Origin of the sequence: Paenibacillus psychroresistens (genome assembly GCF_009728935.1) — a bacterium.
GTDB lineage: Bacteria > Bacillota > Bacilli > Paenibacillales > NBRC-103111 > Paenibacillus_AC > Paenibacillus_AC psychroresistens.
Map to the genome: position 1 here is coordinate 4,292,942 of NZ_CP034235.1, position 19,959 is coordinate 4,312,900.

Consider the following 19,959-nt stretch of genomic DNA (forward strand, 5'->3'; position numbering starts at 1 on the left):
TAATAAATCAAGTTTCTGAAGGCATTCGCACAGCATTCTCCAGCAGGGGAGCCCGTAAAAGCGTTTGTTTTGCTTTCTCAATGTTACGATTTAATGGAAGTATGAATACCCCCAAGCGCCCATCCGACAAATCTAATTTAGCTAATGGAACCAAGGAAGGTTCACCTGAATCTCGATAAACACCTAATATCGTTGATAAATCATACAAAATCGCTTGTCTTTGTCCAAGATTTGCTAAGGTTACACGAGAATTCATGTTTTTCGGTGTTACTATTAAGGCTAAACCATGTTGTAGGATTTTTTTCTGACTGTCCTTTAGTCCGATATTCATCATATAAATATTGTCCACATAAAGATCAGGTCCTTCAAATCTCAGCTGTGCCTCACGAACATCGGCAATTCCTTCAATCGACTTGCCCGATTTATATCTATAAGCTAAGCCGAGTGCAAGAATACCTGCAAGGACACCCCAATACCAAACGGAAAAGACAGTACTGAATAATGCAGCAATAAAGGATGTAAAAATAACCATATAGTTTCTGCCCTCAAATACCATTGCGATCCCTTCAATATAAGTGCCGCCTCTTGAGACTAATTCATACTCATCCAATTTAGTAAGTGTCTCCCGCTCCATTTTACGGACATCCCTAAATTGCTGCGCAGCTAATGCCAAAAAGGTAACAGCTGTATATTCCTTATTCAATAAGGAGGGAACCGCGACTGCTCCTAATGCTGCAGCTATCGCTCCTAGCGACAGGTGTATAATTCTTCCATGAGGGTAAGTCGGGTATTGCCGATAATCTGTTCGTAACATAATGATTCTGGCCATCATACCGAATATCACGCCAATCATGACCCCAAGAGTGTAACGATGTATAGTTATCCACTCCAATAGAAGACCCCCAAAGCTTATTTTTTCTCAAAAATAACACTAACCCATTTTCTAAAACCAGCAATTCCATTCTCATATAGGACAACAAAAACTCTTGTAAATAACAAGGTTAACCACCATAAGTCTTGATAAGACTGATCCGCTAAAATTAATAATCTTGAATTCTGATGAGCCAACAAGCTTAATACATTCCCGCATAGGAATCCTAGAAGTAAGGAAGCCAGCTGTTTATCCAATCTTTTCTGTAAGCCAGTTACAACAATAGCCAGACAAATGGCAATATACTCCATTGGCAGCCCTGAAGCTTCTCTTAATGTAAAATCTAAAATGCACAGCATTAAACCAATCGTTAAGAGATTCAAACGTTCCAAGGCTGATTTCAAACGAATCAGTAAAAACACACTAAATAATAATAGAAAAGTAAAAGCCATATTAAGCTGTAAGTCTAATCCATGGACATGTAATCTTAGTTTAATTAGTGATCCTATAAGCCAAGCAGCAACAAAGAGCACAATCGATTTATAGGACAATCCCTTAAAGAAGTAATCCTTCCAACCGCTCCCCAACAATATCCCTATGCTTAAAAGTACAACAACCGTCATATATCCAGGATTCATTTGCATCACCTACCGAATTTAGTATGTTGCAAACGGGTCCTATACATGCAAAAAAATCGGCGACCTCTGTTAAGAGATCACCGATTTTTTATTATTTTAGATTGCTGCTCATTTAAATTTGCTTAATTTGTCGCCGAACAATTCGCCAAGCGTGCTTGTTAATTTTTGGTTCTCTTGTTGAACATAGTCGCTCTTTGGTTGTCTGCTGCGCTCTGGACGGTCGCCTCTGCTGTCGGATCTTGGTTTTTCTTGTTTTTCTGATCCAGCTGGAGCTTCTTCAGTATCTTTAATGCTTAAGCTAATTCTCTTGTCGCTTGGATTGATATCAAGGATTTTCACTTGCACTTCCTGTCCTTCTTTCAAAACTTCATGAGGAGTTGCAATATGGCGGTGAGCTACTTGTGAAATATGAACCAAGCCTTCAATGCCAGGCGCTACTTCAACAAATGCACCAAAATTAGTAATGCGTTGTACTTTACCCGTTACAATGGAACCCACTTGCAATTCACTGCCAAGCTTCTGCCAAGGACCTGGTTGAGTAGCTTTAAGACTAAGGCTGATGCGATCGTTTTGAGGATCAAGCTTTAATACCTGAACCTTCACTTGATCGCCTTCGCTTACTACTTCGTTAGGGTGATCAATATGCTGCCATGACATTTCAGAAATATGCACCAATCCATCAATACCGCCGATGTTAACAAACGCTCCGAATGGAGTTAAACGTTGAACAGTTCCTTCAAGCTCTTGCCCAATCTTAAGGCCTTCCATTACGCTCTTCTTGTTAACTTCGAATTCTTCATCCAATACATCCTTTTGGGAAAGGATAACTTTATTCTTTTCTTGATCCAATTCTTTAACACGAAGCTTTAAAGTGCGACCTTTATAATCCGTGAAATCTTCTACGAAGTGACGCTCAACCATAGATGCAGGTACGAATGCACGTAGACCAACGTCTACCACTAATCCGCCTTTAACTACTTCAGCAACAACAGCTTCGAAAATTTCTTTGCTTTCTAGCTTAGCTTGAAGCTCAGTCCAAGCTTTTTCACTATCTACAACACGCTTGGATAGGATAAGCTGTTCTTTTGCATCATTAATAGAAACTACTTTCAATTCGACTTCTTGGCCTAGAGTTACAGCATCAGCTGCATTCTCTAAAGTTACAGAAGACAACTCGCGTAATGTAATAGTGCCATCGTATTTATAGCCAATGTCAACAAATGCTTGATCCGCATCAATTTTGACGATTTTACCTTTAACGGTTACACCCTTTTTAATTACAGCTACATCCAAATGATCTGCTTGATTCACAGATTCAGCTTCTACTGCTACTGGAGCCGCAGCTGCTGGTACTTCTGGTGTTGCTTCTGTTGCTGCAGCTTCTGGAGCTTGCTCCTCTTGTGCTGCTTCTACATTCGTTTCCTCTGTTGCTGTAACTTCTTCTGATGCAGTTATTTCTTCTGTAATTTTAGTTTCTTCTGTCATCTTTACAACCTCCTATGTGATAGTATAATTCTAAGCTCCCTTTTCCATTCATGACAACTAGCTAGGCTTGATATCTTGCTACCATTGCTCGAATCTCGCTCATGATTTTATCCGTTGCAGCTTCTAAATTATCTGAAGTGCTTTGAGCATATTCACTCAAATCTACCGGCTTGCCATAATAAACCGCCATTCGGCGAAAAGGTTTATAATCTCCAATAATTGCTACGGGAATAACTATGGCATTAGATCTTAGTGCCAGCATTGCCGCGCCTTTCTTCCCAACGCCTCCCGCATTGTTACGGGAACCCTCAGGAAAAATACACATGGCTTTTCCATCCTTCAACAATTGAATCGACAAACGAATGGAGTCCTTGCTTACTCCTCCCCGTTTTACAGGAAATGCATGCACACGCCTGATAAGCCCACCAAAAATCGGGATGCGAAACAGCTCTTCCTTAGCCATAAAATAAAGCTCTCTTCTTATGGGGGACCCGAGCATGGGCGGGTCGAACGTACTCCGATGATTGCCGCAGAAAATCAATGGGCCCTCGTCGGGAATATTCTCCTTACCATAAGCTTTCAAGCGGAATAACACAAGAAACATAATTCGAAATAGGCCTCTCCCAAAGCGATAGAGCATGTTCTAGCTACCTCCGGCCACATGAGTTCTGCATAAATCCAAGACTTGGGTAACAACCTCCGAAAGTGACATTTCGGTGCTATCAAGCAGGATGGCATCTTCTGCTCTAATGAGCGGAGAAGCTTCTCGCTGTTCATCCATTCGGTCACGTTGATTGATGTTAAATTCAAGCTGATCTATGGTTATGTCCGGATCTTTGGTTTCTTGAAATCTTCGTTTGGCTCTTTCCTTGGCGGTTGCAGTTAGGAAAACCTTGATTTCCGCATCAGGTAAGACATGAGTTCCAATATCTCTTCCATCCATGACGATCCCTTTAGATACAGCCATTTGCTGCTGTAAATGGACCAGTAACTCACGAATTTGGGGAATGCTTGCAATCCATGAAACATTTTGATTGATTTCTTCGGAACGAATCGCATCCGTAACTTCAATGCCATCCACAAACACTTTTTGACCCTGTTGCCCAGGTTTCAATTCAATCTGCATTTGTTTAGCTACTGCGATCACTTGATCCACTTGATCCGAATTTAAACCTTCTTGGATAATCTTCCATGTTACCGCTCTATACATTGCACCGGTATCTATGTAGACAAAGCCTAGTTCTTCAGCTACTAAACGAGCCACTGTACTTTTTCCTGCACCTGCGGGTCCATCCAGCGCAACATTGATTCTGCCCAATGTCTGCGTCCTCCTTTTGCAAAACCTACATTGAAAGTCATACTAGAGTCTTTCCAAGATGAACTTGCTTTGCAAGCAATATTAAAAAAAGCAGGCACGCGCCTGCGAACGAGAAAAATTATACCATAGGTTTGGGGTTGGATGCAAAACTAACTATTTTCTTAGCTCCAATTGTCGTTCAAAGCAATACTTTATGATTTTTTGGCGTTCTCGATCGGAGATATCAATAAAGCGAAGCATGACCAATTGCTGTTCCGTTTCTGTTTGTTTGACACGTACAAGTTCGGCTTTAAAATTAGCGTGTTCGACTTTTCCGTTCTTAAATGGGACGAGCAACCAACAGCTAGCTTCATTCTTAACTTGAATAGGAATGTTCTTCTCGCAAAGGAATGAGATCCCACCACCGCCTACATCATCAGTATACCCCATGAATTGCACAATTTCAGAAACTTTTACGGCAATTTCAAGCTCAGCAGGCACACGTAAGAAATTACGTCTCTGCACTTTAGTAATGGATTCAAGCTCTGGTTTCTTAAGTACAACTAGCTTTAGTACATCTTCTCTGAAACCTAGAACAGAAGTGATAAAATAATTCTTCACTCCGCCCTCTGTTATGTAATACGCGGATAATTCATCCCCGGCATATAATCGTTTCACTTTACCCGTTTTGACGCGTAATGGTAATTCAATTAAAACATGCTCATCCAAAACATCGGCAATACGTGCTTTCAACTCTTCTTTAGCTTCTTCTTCATCGATGGAATTAACTTGCATGTATAAGATCTGGTTAACTTTCGGAAGCAAAACGGGCACCTCCAGCAATTTTTGATATTATAATTATACCATGACATTGGAAAATAGAAACAAAAAAAAGAGAAGTCTGTGACTTCTCTTCTGACTTCTTTAATAAATACGGCTACACCTTAGCCGTTTGTGGACGAATCAACTCAATTTTCTCTTCATACCCGTTTTGAGCATTGATATAAATTTTATAGTTGTTCCCATTTATTTTCCCAATGATCTCATAGCATAGAACCTCTTCATTTATTTCATTTTTGATCAGAGCCAACGAATGGCTTTGGATTTTAAATTTAGGATTCAGTTCTTTTTTAGCTAGCTCTAAATTAAGCTTTGGCGGTGGCCATTTATGCGTTTTTTGCTCCAATAAATAATCTGCTGCCTGCAACCCAACGACATTTCCATCATCCAAGGCTACTTTAACGGTTAGTTTTTCAGGATAAACAGTGACCTTATCTTGCACTTTGGCAAATGTAAAATTGGCTATATTCTGATATTCGTCATAATTGACAGCTTTCATCGCTTTATATCCATGTGTCTCCAGAAATTCCAAGGCCGCTTCTCTGGCACCAGCAATATCCAGCACCTTGCTTTTTGCCAGATGAGGCTCCATATAGAAAATCACATTTCCACCTTTTTTGGTGAAATCAATTTGCGTGATCTCCGTTTGATTGGGTTGTTTGAGAGTTACAGAGTAAGAGTTGGAATCTGTTCCTTTGCCATTTTCCGTGACTTGCATGGCTGACTCGTCTTTAGTCCCGAGAAACTTAGCCGCTTTATGCTTAATTTGATCAGGTGTGACTATTTCTCCAGAGAGCATAGATAAATTCTTCGGATGAATCAGTCCCATCATTGTGGGTCCCCAATCCATATCGGTATTTGTCTTAACTTCCTTATCCACCGTGCGGAAACCATCAATAATCGAATTATCCGTGCCATTCTTTTGGGTTGCTAAAGCTATTTCTACATCCATCCAGCGCAAATTTTTCGCTAATACTTTATTTTGTACACCTTGCAGCTTATCGGTAATTTCTGTTGAATGTTTATACAAAGTATTTAATGTATTTTTTTCTTCGGGGGAAAGTGGCTTTTCATTCAAATCTCTAACAGCTGTGTTATATGAAAATTGGGATATGTGATTTAAAAATTTCTCTGTTTCATTGAACGGAAGCCAAGCTAGGGGCAGTTGATTAATCTCACTTTGGGCTTGACTGGAAATTTTCCAAATATTCACAAGACCTTTTTTATAAAAATCCTGCGAGCTTGAATCTACTGCAATCGCACTACCCAGCTCATTATGTAGCTTGTCAATATGGAAGGATAGATCATGAAATGCCCGCTGATATTGATTCTCTGCCTTGATTAGTATAGCGTTCTTCTCTTGATTCTCCTGATACCCCCATATACCAGCACCAATTAAAGCTATTATAGCAACGGGAAAAAGAATTGCACTGAGTCTTCTATACATCTTTGGATCCCCTTTCTACCTCCTGTCATTTTTATTAGCATCCGTTGACGCTTGTGGAATTATGCATGAAATTAAAATTTTTCCTCACGCTGCACAGCACGAAATGGAGAACGTTCATTAGCTTTATTGAGCATTTTCAAACCGAAGTACCAGAAGAGCAGCATCAACGGAAGAATAAACCATAGCCATGTAGTTCTGAAATCAAGTAATATATAATCGAATATTCCATGGAATATTAAAGGTACTAATAAAGCATTGCGTAAATACTTCTTTTCTTTAGAGGGATTGAATTTGGCTTTACCTAGCTGATACCCCATAAAAACCCCGAATAAAGCGTGAGCAGATACAGGTAAAAATGCCCTAAACAGCAAATGCGAGAATGAAGAGAAATCGACAAATGCATAAATCACATTTTCGACTGTAGCGAAGCCTAGAGATAAAGCGACAGCATAAATAATCCCGTCATACGGCTCATCAAAATAAATGTGCTTATAGATTACAAAATAAACAATAATAAACTTAACAACCTCTTCTATCCCCGCCGAATATACGAATGAAAATACAAATGGATTTTCGCCAAAAGCTAAAACAAATGCTCTTTGTATGACCATAATGGGGAAAACAAGTATCCCACCGAATATAAATAAACGAGCCACCATCGAAATCGGCTCAGCCTCATATTTATCTTTAAGGTAAAAATAAGAGAGAAGTGCAATTCCTGGGGCAATAGCAGCTACCAGAATGGATAACCACATCTGTCTTCACTCCTTAGTTAATCATTTCATCCATTTCAAATCCAGCCTCGTAAATGAGAGGCTTCCGCCATTTTACGCACACCAACCATGTAGGCTGCCAAGCGCATATTGACACCACGTGTCTCATGAACATTATAGACATTATCAAAAGCTTTTTCCATCCTATCTTGCAGCTTGGATTCAATTTCCGCTTCCGACCAGTAATATCCTTGATTATTCTGCACCCATTCAAAATAAGAAACCACCACACCACCTGCGTTTGCCAAGATATCTGGCACAATTAGCACACCGCGGTCAGTCAAGATATTCGTCGCTTCAATTGTTGTGGGACCATTAGCAGCTTCGACAATAATGCCAGCTTGAATCTTGGCTGCATTCTCTTGTGTAATCTGATTTTCAATGGCAGCAGGGACTAGAATATCACATTTTTGCTCTAATACTTGTTGGTTGGTAATCGTCTTGCTGAATAACTTTGTCACCGTGCCAAAAGAATCTCTGCGATCCAATAAGCTCGGAATATCTAAACCATCCTCATCATATATCGCTCCGTATACATCTGATATCCCTACAACCTTTGCGCCTGATTCATGCAAAAACTGCGCTAGGTAGCTGCCGGCATTGCCAAATCCTTGAATAACCACGCTAGCTTCATTAAGGTTCTTTCCGCGTATCTTCAAAGCTTGCTTGATCATGATAATCACACCTTGGGCAGTAGCTGTCTCCCTACCTTGGGAACCGCCTAATACGATAGGTTTCCCTGTAATAAAGCCTGGAGAATCAAATTCACGAATACGGCTGTACTCATCCATCATCCAGGCCATTATTTGCGAATTTGTCATAACATCTGGGGCAGGAATATCTTTGTTAGGGCCGACAATTTGGCTGATAGCCCTCACATATCCTCGGCTTAAACGCTCCAGCTCACCAAAAGACATTTCACGCGGGTCGCAAATAACACCACCTTTACCTCCACCAAATGGTAGATCGACAATTCCACATTTCAAGCTCATCCAGATAGACAAAGCTTTAACTTCATCCTCATTAACATCCGGATGAAACCGAATCCCGCCTTTTGTAGGTCCGATTGAATCATTATGCTGAGCTCGATAACCTGTGAATATGCGCACCTTCTGGTTATCCATTTGAATGGGAATACGAACATGAAGCACCCTTAACGGTTCCTTTAACAATTCATACATCTCTGTAGAATAGCCGAGCTTTTTAATTGCTTCACCAATGATTATTTGTGTGGAATCCAATACATTTAGATTTTCTATGGCAATCATGAAGCCTACACCTCACTTATTTTATCAACTCACTTGTGTTATCCCCTTTTATAGGCAAAAAAACACTCTCAAAACAGATAGTTTTGAAAGTGTTTAATTGGTTCTATTAGGTTATTACTTCCTTTGACCACTTTTAGAAATAAGAACATAGGACTTTTACTGCATCATCTGCAATAATGATTTTCCCATACTCCTCGAGAACTGCGCGAGTAACAGATGTAGCTTCACCATATTCAGATAAAACGGCAATTAATGCTTGATATCGACTTTCTTTTTCTTCCATATCCACAGGCTCTAATTGTAAAATCCATTTATTCTTATAAGAGAATAAGATGCCGCCGTCCACTAACAACGGATTGATTACTTTGGCCATGCTCAATAAATCTTCAAAATCATGAAATGCATAAGAGATTAAATCAGATTCTTCTAATGTAACTTCCATCTCGTATACATCTTCATCATCTTCTTCATCCGTATGATTCTGATTATGTGATGAATTCATTCTACTTTTGGTTACGATGACAACCATTCCTTGTGCAGGAAGCGCAAAAACCTCAACAGCTAAAGGTCCAGAAGCGTCAAATCCCAGCTCCGAATAGGCTTGTTCCATCATCTCACTAAATAATTCATGAACCTTAGGCACTTCGCGCCACATATCTTCTTTCTGAATACCTCGCTCAGTCAGATCATCAAAGGTTAGGAAAATCCTAATTTTGTCTGGAGTCAGTCGCTCTATTTTCATATAGGATCCCCCTCAACATCACTTGAAGTATACTACAGGTTATGATTATTGCATGGAAATGTGATAATTACAATGTCCATACTCTCTACTTTATTATTATATCATGTTATTAATTTTTTTAAAACGTAATGCAATAGAAAAAAAAAGAACCTTTCAAGAAAGTAGCATTAGCTACTTGCCTGAGAGGTCCTTATGATATGTGATTTAAAAGTGAGTTTTGTCTTATTGTACTCTTGTGGATGAGGTGCTTTGTTGATTATTTGCCAAAATTTCATCAACCTTGGATTTTAACTCAGGATCTTTATTTAAAATTTCTTTCACTCGAGAAAATTCAGCATGCTGATTAGAATTATCTGATTGGTTTACACTTTTATGAGTATTATTATGATCATTGTTGCTCATATCCATATCCATGTTAGAAAATTTGGACTTGGCTTTATTAACCATGCTTCCCATCGATTGACCCGCATTAGCTAAATTAGCCATCATCATACCATTATTTCGGTTAATGTAATTTACAGCCAATGCACCAACAATGCCACCTAATAAAAAAGTTCCCACTCGCATAAAATCTCCTCCTTTTCATCATATTTTTCTTCGTACATTTTATATTTTCCTCTAATCCATTGGAACTATGCATTCAAAAAATAGGAAATTGAAGTCAAGGATATTCAAGATCAAATGTGATACAATGACAATATTCTGCAACGAGGTGAATCTAACTTGAAAAAATTAATCATTATCACCCTCTTACTTTCCGTACCTTTAACAGCTTGCGGAAGCTCGTCTACGCCATCCCAACAAACAGAATCAACTATTACTCCAACTACTACAATTGCAACAGCGACGCCAATTCCTACACCCATAGCCACGCCTATTCCAACACCAACTGCATCGCCCAATCCGAACACGGAAGAAATAGAAAAAACCTATATAATGAATAAGAATTACGACCTGGTGCCAAAAGATCCCAATGGCAACAAAAAAGTCGTTTTGCTGACCTTTGATGATGGACCCAAAGAAAAAGAAATGATTGAACCTATGCTGGACACGCTCGATAAACACAAAGCAAAAGCCATTTTTTTCATGAATGGCTATCGCATTAAAGCCCACCCCGAATTGCTTAAATTGGTTTATGATCGTGGACAAATTATCGGGAACCATTCCTGGGACCATATTGAGCTCAAGAAAGAAAGCAACGCCAAAATAGATCAGCAATTAAATGATGTTCAAAAAATTATCAAAGACACCATTGGCATCTCCCCTGTTTTCTTCCGCCCGCCTTTTGCTTCTTCTAATGATTATGTACGTGAAGCAGCTAAGCGAGAAAAAATGCTATTCATGACATGGTCCGACGGTTCGCTAGATTGGGATTTAGAAAAGAAAGGCTATACAACAGAGCAAAAATCAGAGTTGGTTATCGAAAATGTATTCAAATTGCTTCATAAAGGCAGCAATATCCTCATGCATGAGCTCCCTTGGACCGTTGCTACGCTTGATAATTTGCTTACTAAACTTGAAGATGAAGGCTATAGCTTCTTGGACCCACGGGCCATTGATACGGAATTGTAGCATGCCATACTAAAGCCACCTATTTTTAGTTATTCTCAACTAAAATAGGTGGCTTTTTTTATTTCATTTATTCAGCGTGCCTTAGAATAAAGTCTATTATCTGCGTTGGGTCATCGAGACAATGCGGATGGTGACCACAATCCTTACTATAAACCTCGAGATCAATTCCAGTGTGCTCATATGCCTTAACAAGCAACGCGCCGTTCTCGTGGAAGGGAACGATATTGTCGTTACTGCCATATACGAGCACAACAGGTATCCTGCTTGCTAAGAGCGCAGGAAGCTTGTCTAGTGGATGTTCCCTGTAGCTAATTAACTCCGACAAAGTCAAGTTTAGCGCACTTAGCACCTCTTCCTTGAGTGCTTCATTCGGTATACTTGTGCCCGCTAAGTTAAGACAGCTTAGAATGTTCAGCAACGGAGCATCAAGGTAAAGCGAGCTAACCATCTCTGGATATTTAGCTGCGAGCTTGATGGCGTGAAGGCCGCCAGCGCTCATCCCTACGGGCACGCACTTCTCGTACAAGCCGTATTTTTCATTTAGAAAACCCGCAAACGCCTTCTTAGCGTCCATATCCTCATCAAGACCCCAGCGGTTTGTATTCTTCAGATAGGCTACATGCCAGCCGCGTTTCAGCATCTCCACCTCAAGCCCGGGAAACGCCGCAAAATACTCCGTTTTCAGCAACCATTTCCTCGTCTTAATTTCCTCATCGGGACAAACCAGAATGGCGTCCCGTCCCTCGAACTGAAATTCTATCTTTTTAAAATCACTAAAATCCTCACTGGGTATACCATCGTTATTAGTTATCATATTGATTTTCCTACTTTCTTTTGACGAATTACATGTTTTATCCTAAAAAAAGTAAGCCCGGATATCTGGGCTTACTTTTTTTACTTTACTAAGACGAAACGCTAAAACGTTGAATCTATCTATTTCTTAAATTGCAAGGTTGTTGAGAAAGTATGAAGTGGAGGATTTGTGTGTTGAGCGTAGAGTTTACGTGCCGCCTTTGAATATTGCATCCTTACCACCTGTTTTATTCCAATAAAAGAGGATGCAATTTCAAGAGTGGCCGAAGCCAACATACAACTCCGTAACTTCAGCACATTCTCATCCACCTACTTAACACTTACAGAAACTCATGCTCACTCTTAGCCTTGAGACGAACCCATCTACGCTCCACTTCATCCTCAAACATCTTCATGGACTCCGCGTATTCCGGTTTGATCATATGACGCGTTTTCCCCATTGTCTTCAACCAGTCCGCTACAGGGACACGTTTGCCTTTGTCTTCTGGGTTATAGGTAATGGTAGTTACCCCTTGTTCAATGTCATAAAGAGGGAAGAAACAGCATTCTACGGCCGCACTGATGATTGTTGAGCCTTCCTTCTCTTCGGAAAGCCAGTTAAGCGGGCAGGTAATCAAGATCTTCCCGTAAACTAAACCAACATTTTGTGCATACCATTGGGCTTTAGCTGCTTTTCTAACCAAATCGGTTGGATGTGCTTCTGAGCCTGTGAAAACATAAGGAATATTAGTTGCAGCCATAATTTGCGCAGTATCTTTATGATGGAAAAGCTTTCCACCTTGATGTTTACCAACATTTGAAGTAGAAGTCCGGTGACCCATTGGAGTGGAGTAAGATTGTTGCGCTCCTGTGTTCATGTAACCTTCGTTATCATATTCCAAAATGATCATTTTATGGTTACGAAGTGCAGCACCAATCGCTGGTCCCATACCGATATCCATACCGCCATCGCCTGTAATCATGACGAAAGTGAAATCATCCTTAAGGTTGTATTCATCTAATTCTCCGCGGCGTTTACGTTCCCAGAACATTTCAACAACACCAGAAAGCGTTGCAGCCCCGTTATTGAATAGATTGTGAATGTAAGTCGCTTTGTGTGAACTGTAAGGATATCCTGTTGTAACTACCATCGCACAGCCTGTATGGAACAAGGAAACAATGTCGCCTTCAATGCCTTTAAAGAACAGCTCAAGACCTGAGAAAATCCCACAGCCCGGACAAGCCCCATGACCTGGTGCAATACGCTTAGGTTTCTTAGTTAAGGCACGAAGTGGTGGAATCTTAACATTCAGCATGCCTGTTTCTTCATTCTTCGTTACTGTAATTAATCCAGTTTTTAAATCCTCAAACTTCATAGGATTAAGTACACGTTCCATTTTTTTATTCGGATCCCCAGCAGTATGACCGTGGTAATCAAAAGGAACAGCTACATGACCTAGTGCTAAAGAATCTAAAGCGTAGCCAAACATTGCGTGGCCATCTTCAGCGTAGAAATCTTTACCGCCTAAACCGTATACACGGCTAACAACCATAATTTCACTATTGTTATATGTGAATAAGGCAGCTTTAACTTCTTGGGTCATGTTCCCGCCGTATGCACCATATGAATCTGCACGATCAGCAACTGTCAACGCTTTTACATTCTTCAAAGCTTCTGCAATTGCTTTTTGTGGGAAAGGACGAATCATGTTAGGTGCTAATGAACCTGCTTTGATCCCTTTTTCGCGCAATTGGTCAACTACATCTTTAATAATTTCTGAAGATGAGTTCATTATAAAAACAGCTACTTCGGCGTCTTCCATCCGATAAAGATCAAGAATTGGATAATCGCGGCCTGTAAGCTCCAAATATTCTCTGGAAATGCGTTCAAATACCTTTTCAGCATTGTACATAGCTACAGATTGTTGGTAACAGTTATTAATATAATCGGGTTCGTTCATGTAAGGTCCAACAGTAATCGGATTATTGCGATCCAAAACATCCGGTTGACCTAGCTTAGCCGGCAATTCACCAACAAAAGCATGAACATCTTTACGATGGGCAAAAGTTTGTACACGGCGTTTTTGGTGAGAAGTGAAATAACCATCAGAAGCAACCATTACTGGAAGACGTACTTCTGGGTCCTCTGCTAATTTAATTGCCATGATGTTCATGTCATAAACCGCTTGTGGGTCACGACACATGATGATAGGCCAGCCTGTGTTAAGAGCGTAGTATAAATCGGAATGGTCACCGTGAATGTTAAGCGGTCCGGATACTGAACGGCAAACTAAGTTTAATACCATTGGAAAACGAGTTCCCGATTGTACTGGCATTTGCTCAATCATGTACAGATAACCATTGGCGCTTGTCGCATTGAATACTCGACCGCCTGCCGTTGAAGCTCCATAACAAATACCTGCAGAGCCATGCTCTCCATCAGCTGGGATTAGCACCACATCATGCTGTCCACTTGCTTTCATTAAATCTAAAAACTGTGCTACCTCCGTTGAAGGCGAAATCGGGAAGTAACCCATAATATGATAGTTAATTTGATGTGCTGCATAAGCGGCCATCTCGTTGCCGGATTCATATACCATTCTTTGTTCAACTGTTCCTAGACTGACTTCCTTTTTGATTTCGATCGACATAATTTTTCACATCCTCATTTATGAATCGATTATTGTTTCAATACTAAGTCAAAACGATGTGGTACACGATTGGCTTCGCCATATCCTTCTGTTTCTCGTTCATCCGAAAGTGCTTCTGTTGGGCAAGCCACAACACACTTCAAGCAACCCTTGCAATATTGATAATCAATTCCTTGCAAGAACATTTGTGGACGTCCTTTTTTGTCTGGAAGCTCATCCCACACAAAACAGAAATCCGGGCATGCTGTATCACAAGCGGCGCAATGAATACATTTATCTTCATGAAAATGCGGCATCATTCCCGAACGAGAGATGCTGATATCTTTAAGAATGCTGTTTCCTGGATTCGTAATAGTTCCGCCCATGGATTGAGTGGAATAACCTAGAACTGGCGTATCATGACGAATGAACGCCGGCATTTGATGACCCTCAGGCAACGCAATAGTTTGAAATTTCACTTCATTGTAACCGCGATCAAAAGTACGTAATGCAGGTTCTACTGCTTGCGGATACTTCTTCTCTAGTGATTTACGAATAACATCTCGCATAATTTGGGGATCAAGGAATTCGCATAAACGGAACAATCCGCCAAGCATGGCCATGTTTGCGCGATTCTGTTCCTCTAGTGAGATACCCGTTGCATCAACTACGGCTATGATTCCACCTACCATTTTTAACTTATCTTTTAATTCTTCCGTAGAATGTGCCGAATTTACAAGTACGATGCTATCTTCGTAGATCCCGCTGCTCACATTGATTGTTTTTGACAAGGCTTCATGGAAAATACCAACAACATGAGGTCTTTCAACTGGTGAAGTATCACGAATTTGGGTATCAATGTCACAGAAGCGAATATGAGCTTTAACAGGCGAGCCTTTTTTCTCAGACCCATAGGATGAGAAACTTAAACCGTTTAACCCAACCCCAACAACGCCTGCTTCTGCTAACATTTTACCGGCAAGATTCGCGCCTAATCCACCAATTGACTCCAAGCGGATTTCAAAAAAACCAAGATCATTTTTTTTAGGCAAAATAGACATAATGCTGATTTCCCCCTTCTTTCATCACGGAATAGACAATTTACATAAAATCGGCCATTCACATTGTACTAATTATTAAATTATAACAACAACAGTTTTAAGTCGCAACAGTTAGTTTGCCTTTTTTGAAAAAATAAGCGTTAATCTTAGCGAAATCAACTGTTTATATCAAAAATCATCCCTATATAACAGATGTAAATAAGTTATATAACAGATGATATTTTCTTCAGGTACTGCTATATAAAAACCACCCGATAAGCGATAATATTAACAAAATAAATAGAATAACAATACTAGAATAAAACAGTCGGGACAGCCTGCCTTTTGATGATGGATGTACAATGGTCCGAGGCGGAAGCTCATATTCACCTAATCCAGATTCAACTGAATTGTCGTCAGAAATCATTAACATCTTCACTCCTTATCTTTACGAAAACGAATTATACAGCCCATCACTAAATCAATAACCAAATGTGCAACAATAGGGGTCCATAAAGAACCTGTCTGGATGTAAATCCAACCTAAGCCATAGCTAACTCCAAAAACAAGCGCGGTCATAATCCAATGCTTTAAATAACGGATATGAATGGCAGCAAATAAAATGCTTGTCCAATAAGCGCCAATTGCATGCTGGATGGCTCCGCGGAATAATATTTCCTCACAAATGGCAACTACCGTAGAGATGACAAATATATGCCACAGAGGTCGATTACCAAATAGTTTATCGTTGACCCCGCCATCATCTGACACATCTTCGGGAACAAACCGTGATAAAATCATATTGATTGCTAAAAACAAGCCTGCATACCCGATTCCCCAAGCCAAGATCTTTATAACGTTAAAATCTTTTAAATCCATAAAAATATTGTTTCTCTGAAAAAAAAGAATAATCACTCCAATGAAAACAGTAAGTGCTTGGGTAATATATAAATTCATTAGCAGCATACGATCACTAATTTCATTTATGTCCAAAGTTTTTAATTTAAATTTACGCAGGTTCCATTTCTTCATCAATTAATTCCTCTCGTCGCAAGTATTCCTTTTTTCTGCCTTTTATCCTATACTATAATAAAATCATTCGCAAAAAAAGTCGAAGGAGCTTTAACAATGAACAAGCGGCTTTCTCGATCAGACTATATTTTCTCAGTAATCATTATTTTTATGCTTCTTGGTGTTGTCGGTGCTTTCTTTTATGGGATTCAGTTGGGAACGGAACGTGTTGAGGCCAAACAGCAGGAATTGCTTGACAAAGATATTGAAAAAGCAAAAGGCGAGACTTCTTATAATCAATCTTATCTGGTTTCATTCTACCACACGATTTATTTACCGTTTAAAGAATTTCAGACGGTCTGGTTTAAAGATATGAACGATATTGAAATAAGAGGCAATACTTTAGATCCTGCTGCTTTAATTAAAGAACTAAGCAAGCTTGCAAGCGCCAAATATGACACCGTAGTCACACAATCAATGCCATCTACTTCTCCATTACTTCAGGATGCTCATAAGAATTATTTAAAAAGCTTAAAGCTTTTTAGTGAAGCCGCCAAATCCTTTCAAACTAAAGCTAACTCCATGCAGGTTAATGTACTAGCTTCAGAAATCGATAAAGATGCTTATTTTATAGAAGCTAAGTCCTTTGCCTTACAAGCGCAAAAACAATTCTATGATTCAATCGTGCTCTGGAATGAAACCGTCGAAGTGAATGCTTTAAAAGGTGCCCTTTTCGTTGGTCATGACCCACTACCTTTGACGGAGTGGAATCAAATGAACTTCAATATCAAAAATCAATATATAACAGCAATTATGTTAAAGAACAAGTATTTCAAACCATATAATCCACAAGATTTGCTTATCGGTATTGATGACATGATTAAATCCGGACAAGCCAAGAAAATGAATGTAAGTACCGTACAGGAGCTTACTGATATTCTTGTTGGAACTGGAGCTGTACGTCAGGATGATTTTATTCAAGGTAAAATGAAATGGTATGGAGCCGAAAAAATACCGCAGCTTCCGTTTTTCTTTAGCACAAATTGATGTTTAATTGATATATCACAAGCACAAACGCGACCCATCCTATCAGGACGGGTCGCGTTTGTTGTTTACACTCAATCATACTGAAAGCCACGTAGCTCTGCGATAGCTGCCATACCCCCTTCTACATTTATCACACGTGTGAAATTGTGTTGTTTGGTCAGGTAATTACAAACTGCAGCACTTCGCACACCATGAGCACATATTACATATAAGGTTTCCTCTTGGTCAAAATCGCTCCATCTTTCTGGAATCGTGTTCATTGGAATATGTCTGGTTTCTTCCAGGTGATAGAATTCCCACTCTCCGCTTTCTCTTACATCAATAACTTGATTCACCGCTATTTCTCCTGCTTGCAGTTTTTGATTAAAATCTTCGGGTTCAATCACCAATGGTTCCATCCTGCACCTCCTCAAAATAATTATAAAACAAATAGCTGGTTTCACAGATATTTTGTCAAAGCTGTGACAAATAACTGGATATGCCCTTAAGCCCTTGACACATCAACGTAGTGAAGTGTACCATAATGAAAACTACACAGTAAAACACAATGATGGAACCAAGCATTAAGAAGCCTTCAGAGAGCCGATGTATATGATTGATGAGAAGCGTGTAGGATTAGCTGCTTATCAACATATGGGTGAGAATCGGTGGCGAGAATGATGCGGAGCATTCCGGAGTTATTGCATTGAACGGTAAGTTAACAGATTATCTGTTAACATTAAATGTAGGTGCAATCGGTAGGAATCCGTTAATTTCCCGGTCATTGAGACCATTGAGGCTACTTGATTATACAAGCAGCGAATTAGGGTGGTACCACGAAGTCAACTTTCGTCCCTTCATACGGCATACGTATGAGGATTGGGAGTTTTTTTTATGTTAACAAACGATTTCAACAAAACCCAGGAGGCAAACAAAATGTATAAGGTATTGGTTTCTGACCCGATCAGCGATTTAGGGATCCAACAATTAAACGATGCGGTTGATGTCATCGTCGATAAGAAAACAGGCTTAAAAGAAGACGAGCTTATTGCCATTATTGGCGATTACGATGCTCTGCTTGTCCGCAGCCAAACAAAGGTTACTGAACGTATTATGGAAGCAGGCAAGAAATTAAAAGTAGTAGGTCGTGCTGGAGTTGGCGTGGATAACATTGATCTAGAAGCTGCTACTAAACGCGGCATTGTTGTTATTAATGCACCAGATGGTAATACGATTGCAACTTGTGAGCTCACTTTTGCCATGATGATGTCTGTCGCCAGACAAATTCCTCAAGCTTATAAGAAAACCGTTTCCGGAGAATGGGATCGTAAGACCTTCGTAGGCGTAGAATTGCGCGCTAAGGTTTTAGGAATCATTGGGATGGGCCGGATCGGCAGTGAAGTTGCCAAGCGTGCTAAGGTTTTTGGAATGGAAGTACTTGGGTATGACCCCTTCCTAACAGAAGATCGTGCTGAAAAAATGGGCGTAAAGCTTTGTACGGTGAATGAGATTGCAGCACAAGCTGATTTTATTACGGTTCACACTCCATTAACACCTGAAACTCGCCATATTATTGGGAAAGCCCAATTTAACATCATGAAAAAAGGCGTGCGGATTATCAACTGTGCACGTGGCGGGATTGTCGATGAGCTTGCTTTAGTTGACGCAATTAATCAAGGAATTGTTGCAGGCGCAGCATTTGATGTATTTGAAGAAGAACCGCCAGCTGCTGACCATCCTTTCCTTAATAATCCTAACATTATTGTAACCCCTCACTTAGGCGCTTCTACAATAGAAGCTCAAGAGAATGTAGCTATCGATGTTTCGGAGGAAGTCCTGCATATCTTGCGTAATGAGCCGTTTAAGAATGCGGTTAACATGCCTCCAGTTCCAGCAAATGTACTTAGCGTGCTTCAGCCTTATTTCCAGCTAGGCGAGAAATTAGGACGTTTTGTTGGCAAGCTGACTGAAGGTGCTGTACAAGAAATTATCGTCAATTACGCTGGGGACTTAAGCGATGTGGATACAACGCCTTTAACTCGCCATATCGTCAAAGGTGTACTTATTAATCATCTAGAAGAAGTAAACATCGTTAATGCGATGCACATGGCTAAGCTAAGAGAATTGAATATAGTTGTACAAAAAGCAACTACCTCCAAAACCTTTACAAACTTAGTGTCCGTAACCTTGAAATCGAAGAATGAAGAAAGAACGGTTGCAGGAACCCTGCTCTCCGGTTATGGCGAACGTATTGTACAAATCGATCAATATCCTGTCGATATTGCACCTGAAGGAAACATGCTGTTGATTTCACACAGTGATAAACCTGGTATTATCGGACGTGTAGGTACACTATTAGGTAATAATCAAGTCAACATTGCTTCCATGCAAGTAGGACGTAAGGTTATCGGTGGATCTGCTGTTATGGTTCTATCTATTGATAAAGAAGCCCCACGCGAGGTTCTAGAAGAATTAGGGCAGCTTACAGATTTACTTCATGTGAAAGCTATTTCTTTATAGCATTTAA

The 19,959-nt window shown here is 40.0% G+C and carries 19 protein-coding genes and 1 other annotated feature; of the genes, 3 read left to right on the plus strand and 16 right to left on the minus strand.

The window, feature by feature from the left end:
• Positions 1-7: 7 nt before the first annotated feature.
• The 11 genes from EHS13_RS19520 to EHS13_RS19570 all read right to left on the minus strand — a co-directional run bounded on the left by EHS13_RS19520 (position 8) and on the right by EHS13_RS19570 (position 9,928).
• The gene (locus EHS13_RS19520) at positions 8-853 is read right to left on the minus strand and encodes a YIEGIA family protein (protein ID WP_155705430.1); all 846 of its coding nucleotides are present in this window, start codon (positions 851-853) and stop codon (positions 8-10) included.
• A gap of 56 nt (positions 854-909) precedes the next feature.
• A complete protein-coding gene (locus tag EHS13_RS19525; RefSeq protein ID WP_227013440.1) occupies positions 910-1,515 on the minus strand; it encodes a hypothetical protein in 606 nt (201 codons plus the stop codon).
• A 102-nt stretch (positions 1,516-1,617) separates the two neighbouring features.
• On the minus strand, positions 1,618-2,994 hold the full coding sequence (gene rpsA / locus EHS13_RS19530) for a 30S ribosomal protein S1 (RefSeq protein WP_155702003.1): 1,377 nt from the start codon (positions 2,992-2,994) through the stop codon (positions 1,618-1,620).
• A 61-nt stretch (positions 2,995-3,055) separates the two neighbouring features.
• Positions 3,056-3,634, minus strand: a complete 579-nt coding sequence (locus EHS13_RS19535) for a lysophospholipid acyltransferase family protein (RefSeq protein ID WP_155702004.1) — start codon at positions 3,632-3,634, stop codon at positions 3,056-3,058.
• A 3-nt stretch (positions 3,635-3,637) separates the two neighbouring features.
• Positions 3,638-4,312, minus strand: coding sequence for a (d)CMP kinase (gene cmk, locus EHS13_RS19540; RefSeq protein WP_155702005.1), 675 nt, complete (start codon positions 4,310-4,312; stop codon positions 3,638-3,640).
• 153 nt (positions 4,313-4,465) lie between these two features.
• Positions 4,466-5,125 carry a flagellar brake protein gene (locus tag EHS13_RS19545; RefSeq protein WP_319633383.1) on the minus strand — a complete coding sequence of 220 codons (660 nt, stop codon included), beginning with the start codon at positions 5,123-5,125 and terminating at the stop codon, positions 4,466-4,468.
• Positions 5,126-5,228: 103 nt separating this feature from the next.
• Positions 5,229-6,578, minus strand: coding sequence for a germination protein YpeB (gene ypeB, locus EHS13_RS19550; protein ID WP_155702007.1), 1,350 nt, complete (start codon positions 6,576-6,578; stop codon positions 5,229-5,231).
• A gap of 71 nt (positions 6,579-6,649) precedes the next feature.
• Positions 6,650-7,333, minus strand: coding sequence for a glutamic-type intramembrane protease PrsW (gene prsW / locus EHS13_RS19555; protein WP_155702008.1), 684 nt, complete (start codon positions 7,331-7,333; stop codon positions 6,650-6,652).
• A 35-nt stretch (positions 7,334-7,368) separates the two neighbouring features.
• Entirely contained in the window at positions 7,369-8,619 is a 1,251-nt protein-coding gene (locus tag EHS13_RS19560) for a Glu/Leu/Phe/Val family dehydrogenase (protein WP_155702009.1), read from the minus strand.
• A gap of 133 nt (positions 8,620-8,752) precedes the next feature.
• Positions 8,753-9,361, minus strand: a complete 609-nt coding sequence (locus tag EHS13_RS19565; RefSeq protein WP_155702010.1) for a genetic competence negative regulator — start codon at positions 9,359-9,361, stop codon at positions 8,753-8,755.
• A 222-nt stretch (positions 9,362-9,583) separates the two neighbouring features.
• A complete protein-coding gene (locus EHS13_RS19570; RefSeq protein ID WP_155702011.1) occupies positions 9,584-9,928 on the minus strand; it encodes a hypothetical protein in 345 nt (114 codons plus the stop codon).
• 156 nt (positions 9,929-10,084) lie between these two features.
• Here EHS13_RS19570 and EHS13_RS19575 point away from each other — a divergent pair, with 156 nt between their 5' ends.
• Positions 10,085-10,933 carry a polysaccharide deacetylase family protein gene (locus tag EHS13_RS19575; protein WP_227013441.1) on the plus strand — a complete coding sequence of 283 codons (849 nt, stop codon included), beginning with the start codon at positions 10,085-10,087 and terminating at the stop codon, positions 10,931-10,933.
• Positions 10,934-11,000: 67 nt separating this feature from the next.
• Here the strand turns inward: EHS13_RS19575 and EHS13_RS19580 are convergent, their stop codons facing one another.
• The 4 genes from EHS13_RS19580 to EHS13_RS19595 form a co-directional block, all read right to left on the minus strand.
• The gene (locus tag EHS13_RS19580; RefSeq protein ID WP_155702012.1) at positions 11,001-11,747 is read right to left on the minus strand and encodes an alpha/beta fold hydrolase; all 747 of its coding nucleotides are present in this window, start codon (positions 11,745-11,747) and stop codon (positions 11,001-11,003) included.
• Positions 11,748-12,066: 319 nt separating this feature from the next.
• Positions 12,067-14,376: a thiamine pyrophosphate-dependent enzyme gene (locus EHS13_RS19585; protein WP_155702013.1), complete on the minus strand. Its 2,310-nt coding sequence runs from the start codon at positions 14,374-14,376 to the stop codon at positions 12,067-12,069.
• 29 nt (positions 14,377-14,405) lie between these two features.
• Complete coding sequence (locus tag EHS13_RS19590) at positions 14,406-15,416, minus strand: 2-oxoacid:acceptor oxidoreductase family protein (protein ID WP_155702014.1); 1,011 nt, start codon at positions 15,414-15,416, stop codon at positions 14,406-14,408.
• Positions 15,417-15,830: 414 nt separating this feature from the next.
• Positions 15,831-16,427, minus strand: coding sequence for a type II CAAX endopeptidase family protein (locus EHS13_RS19595; RefSeq protein ID WP_155702015.1), 597 nt, complete (start codon positions 16,425-16,427; stop codon positions 15,831-15,833).
• A gap of 96 nt (positions 16,428-16,523) precedes the next feature.
• Here EHS13_RS19595 and EHS13_RS19600 point away from each other — a divergent pair, with 96 nt between their 5' ends.
• Complete coding sequence (locus EHS13_RS19600; RefSeq protein ID WP_155702016.1) at positions 16,524-17,453, plus strand: hypothetical protein; 930 nt, start codon at positions 16,524-16,526, stop codon at positions 17,451-17,453.
• A gap of 71 nt (positions 17,454-17,524) precedes the next feature.
• Here the strand turns inward: EHS13_RS19600 and EHS13_RS19605 are convergent, their stop codons facing one another.
• Entirely contained in the window at positions 17,525-17,851 is a 327-nt protein-coding gene (locus EHS13_RS19605) for a rhodanese-like domain-containing protein (protein ID WP_155702017.1), read from the minus strand.
• 140 nt (positions 17,852-17,991) lie between these two features.
• Positions 17,992-18,292 (plus strand) — a binding site (T-box leader).
• 76 nt (positions 18,293-18,368) lie between these two features.
• On the opposite strand from EHS13_RS19605, the gene serA reads away from it, so the two are divergent.
• Positions 18,369-19,952, plus strand: coding sequence for a phosphoglycerate dehydrogenase (serA, locus tag EHS13_RS19610; RefSeq protein WP_155702018.1), 1,584 nt, complete (start codon positions 18,369-18,371; stop codon positions 19,950-19,952).
• Positions 19,953-19,959 lie beyond the last annotated feature (7 nt).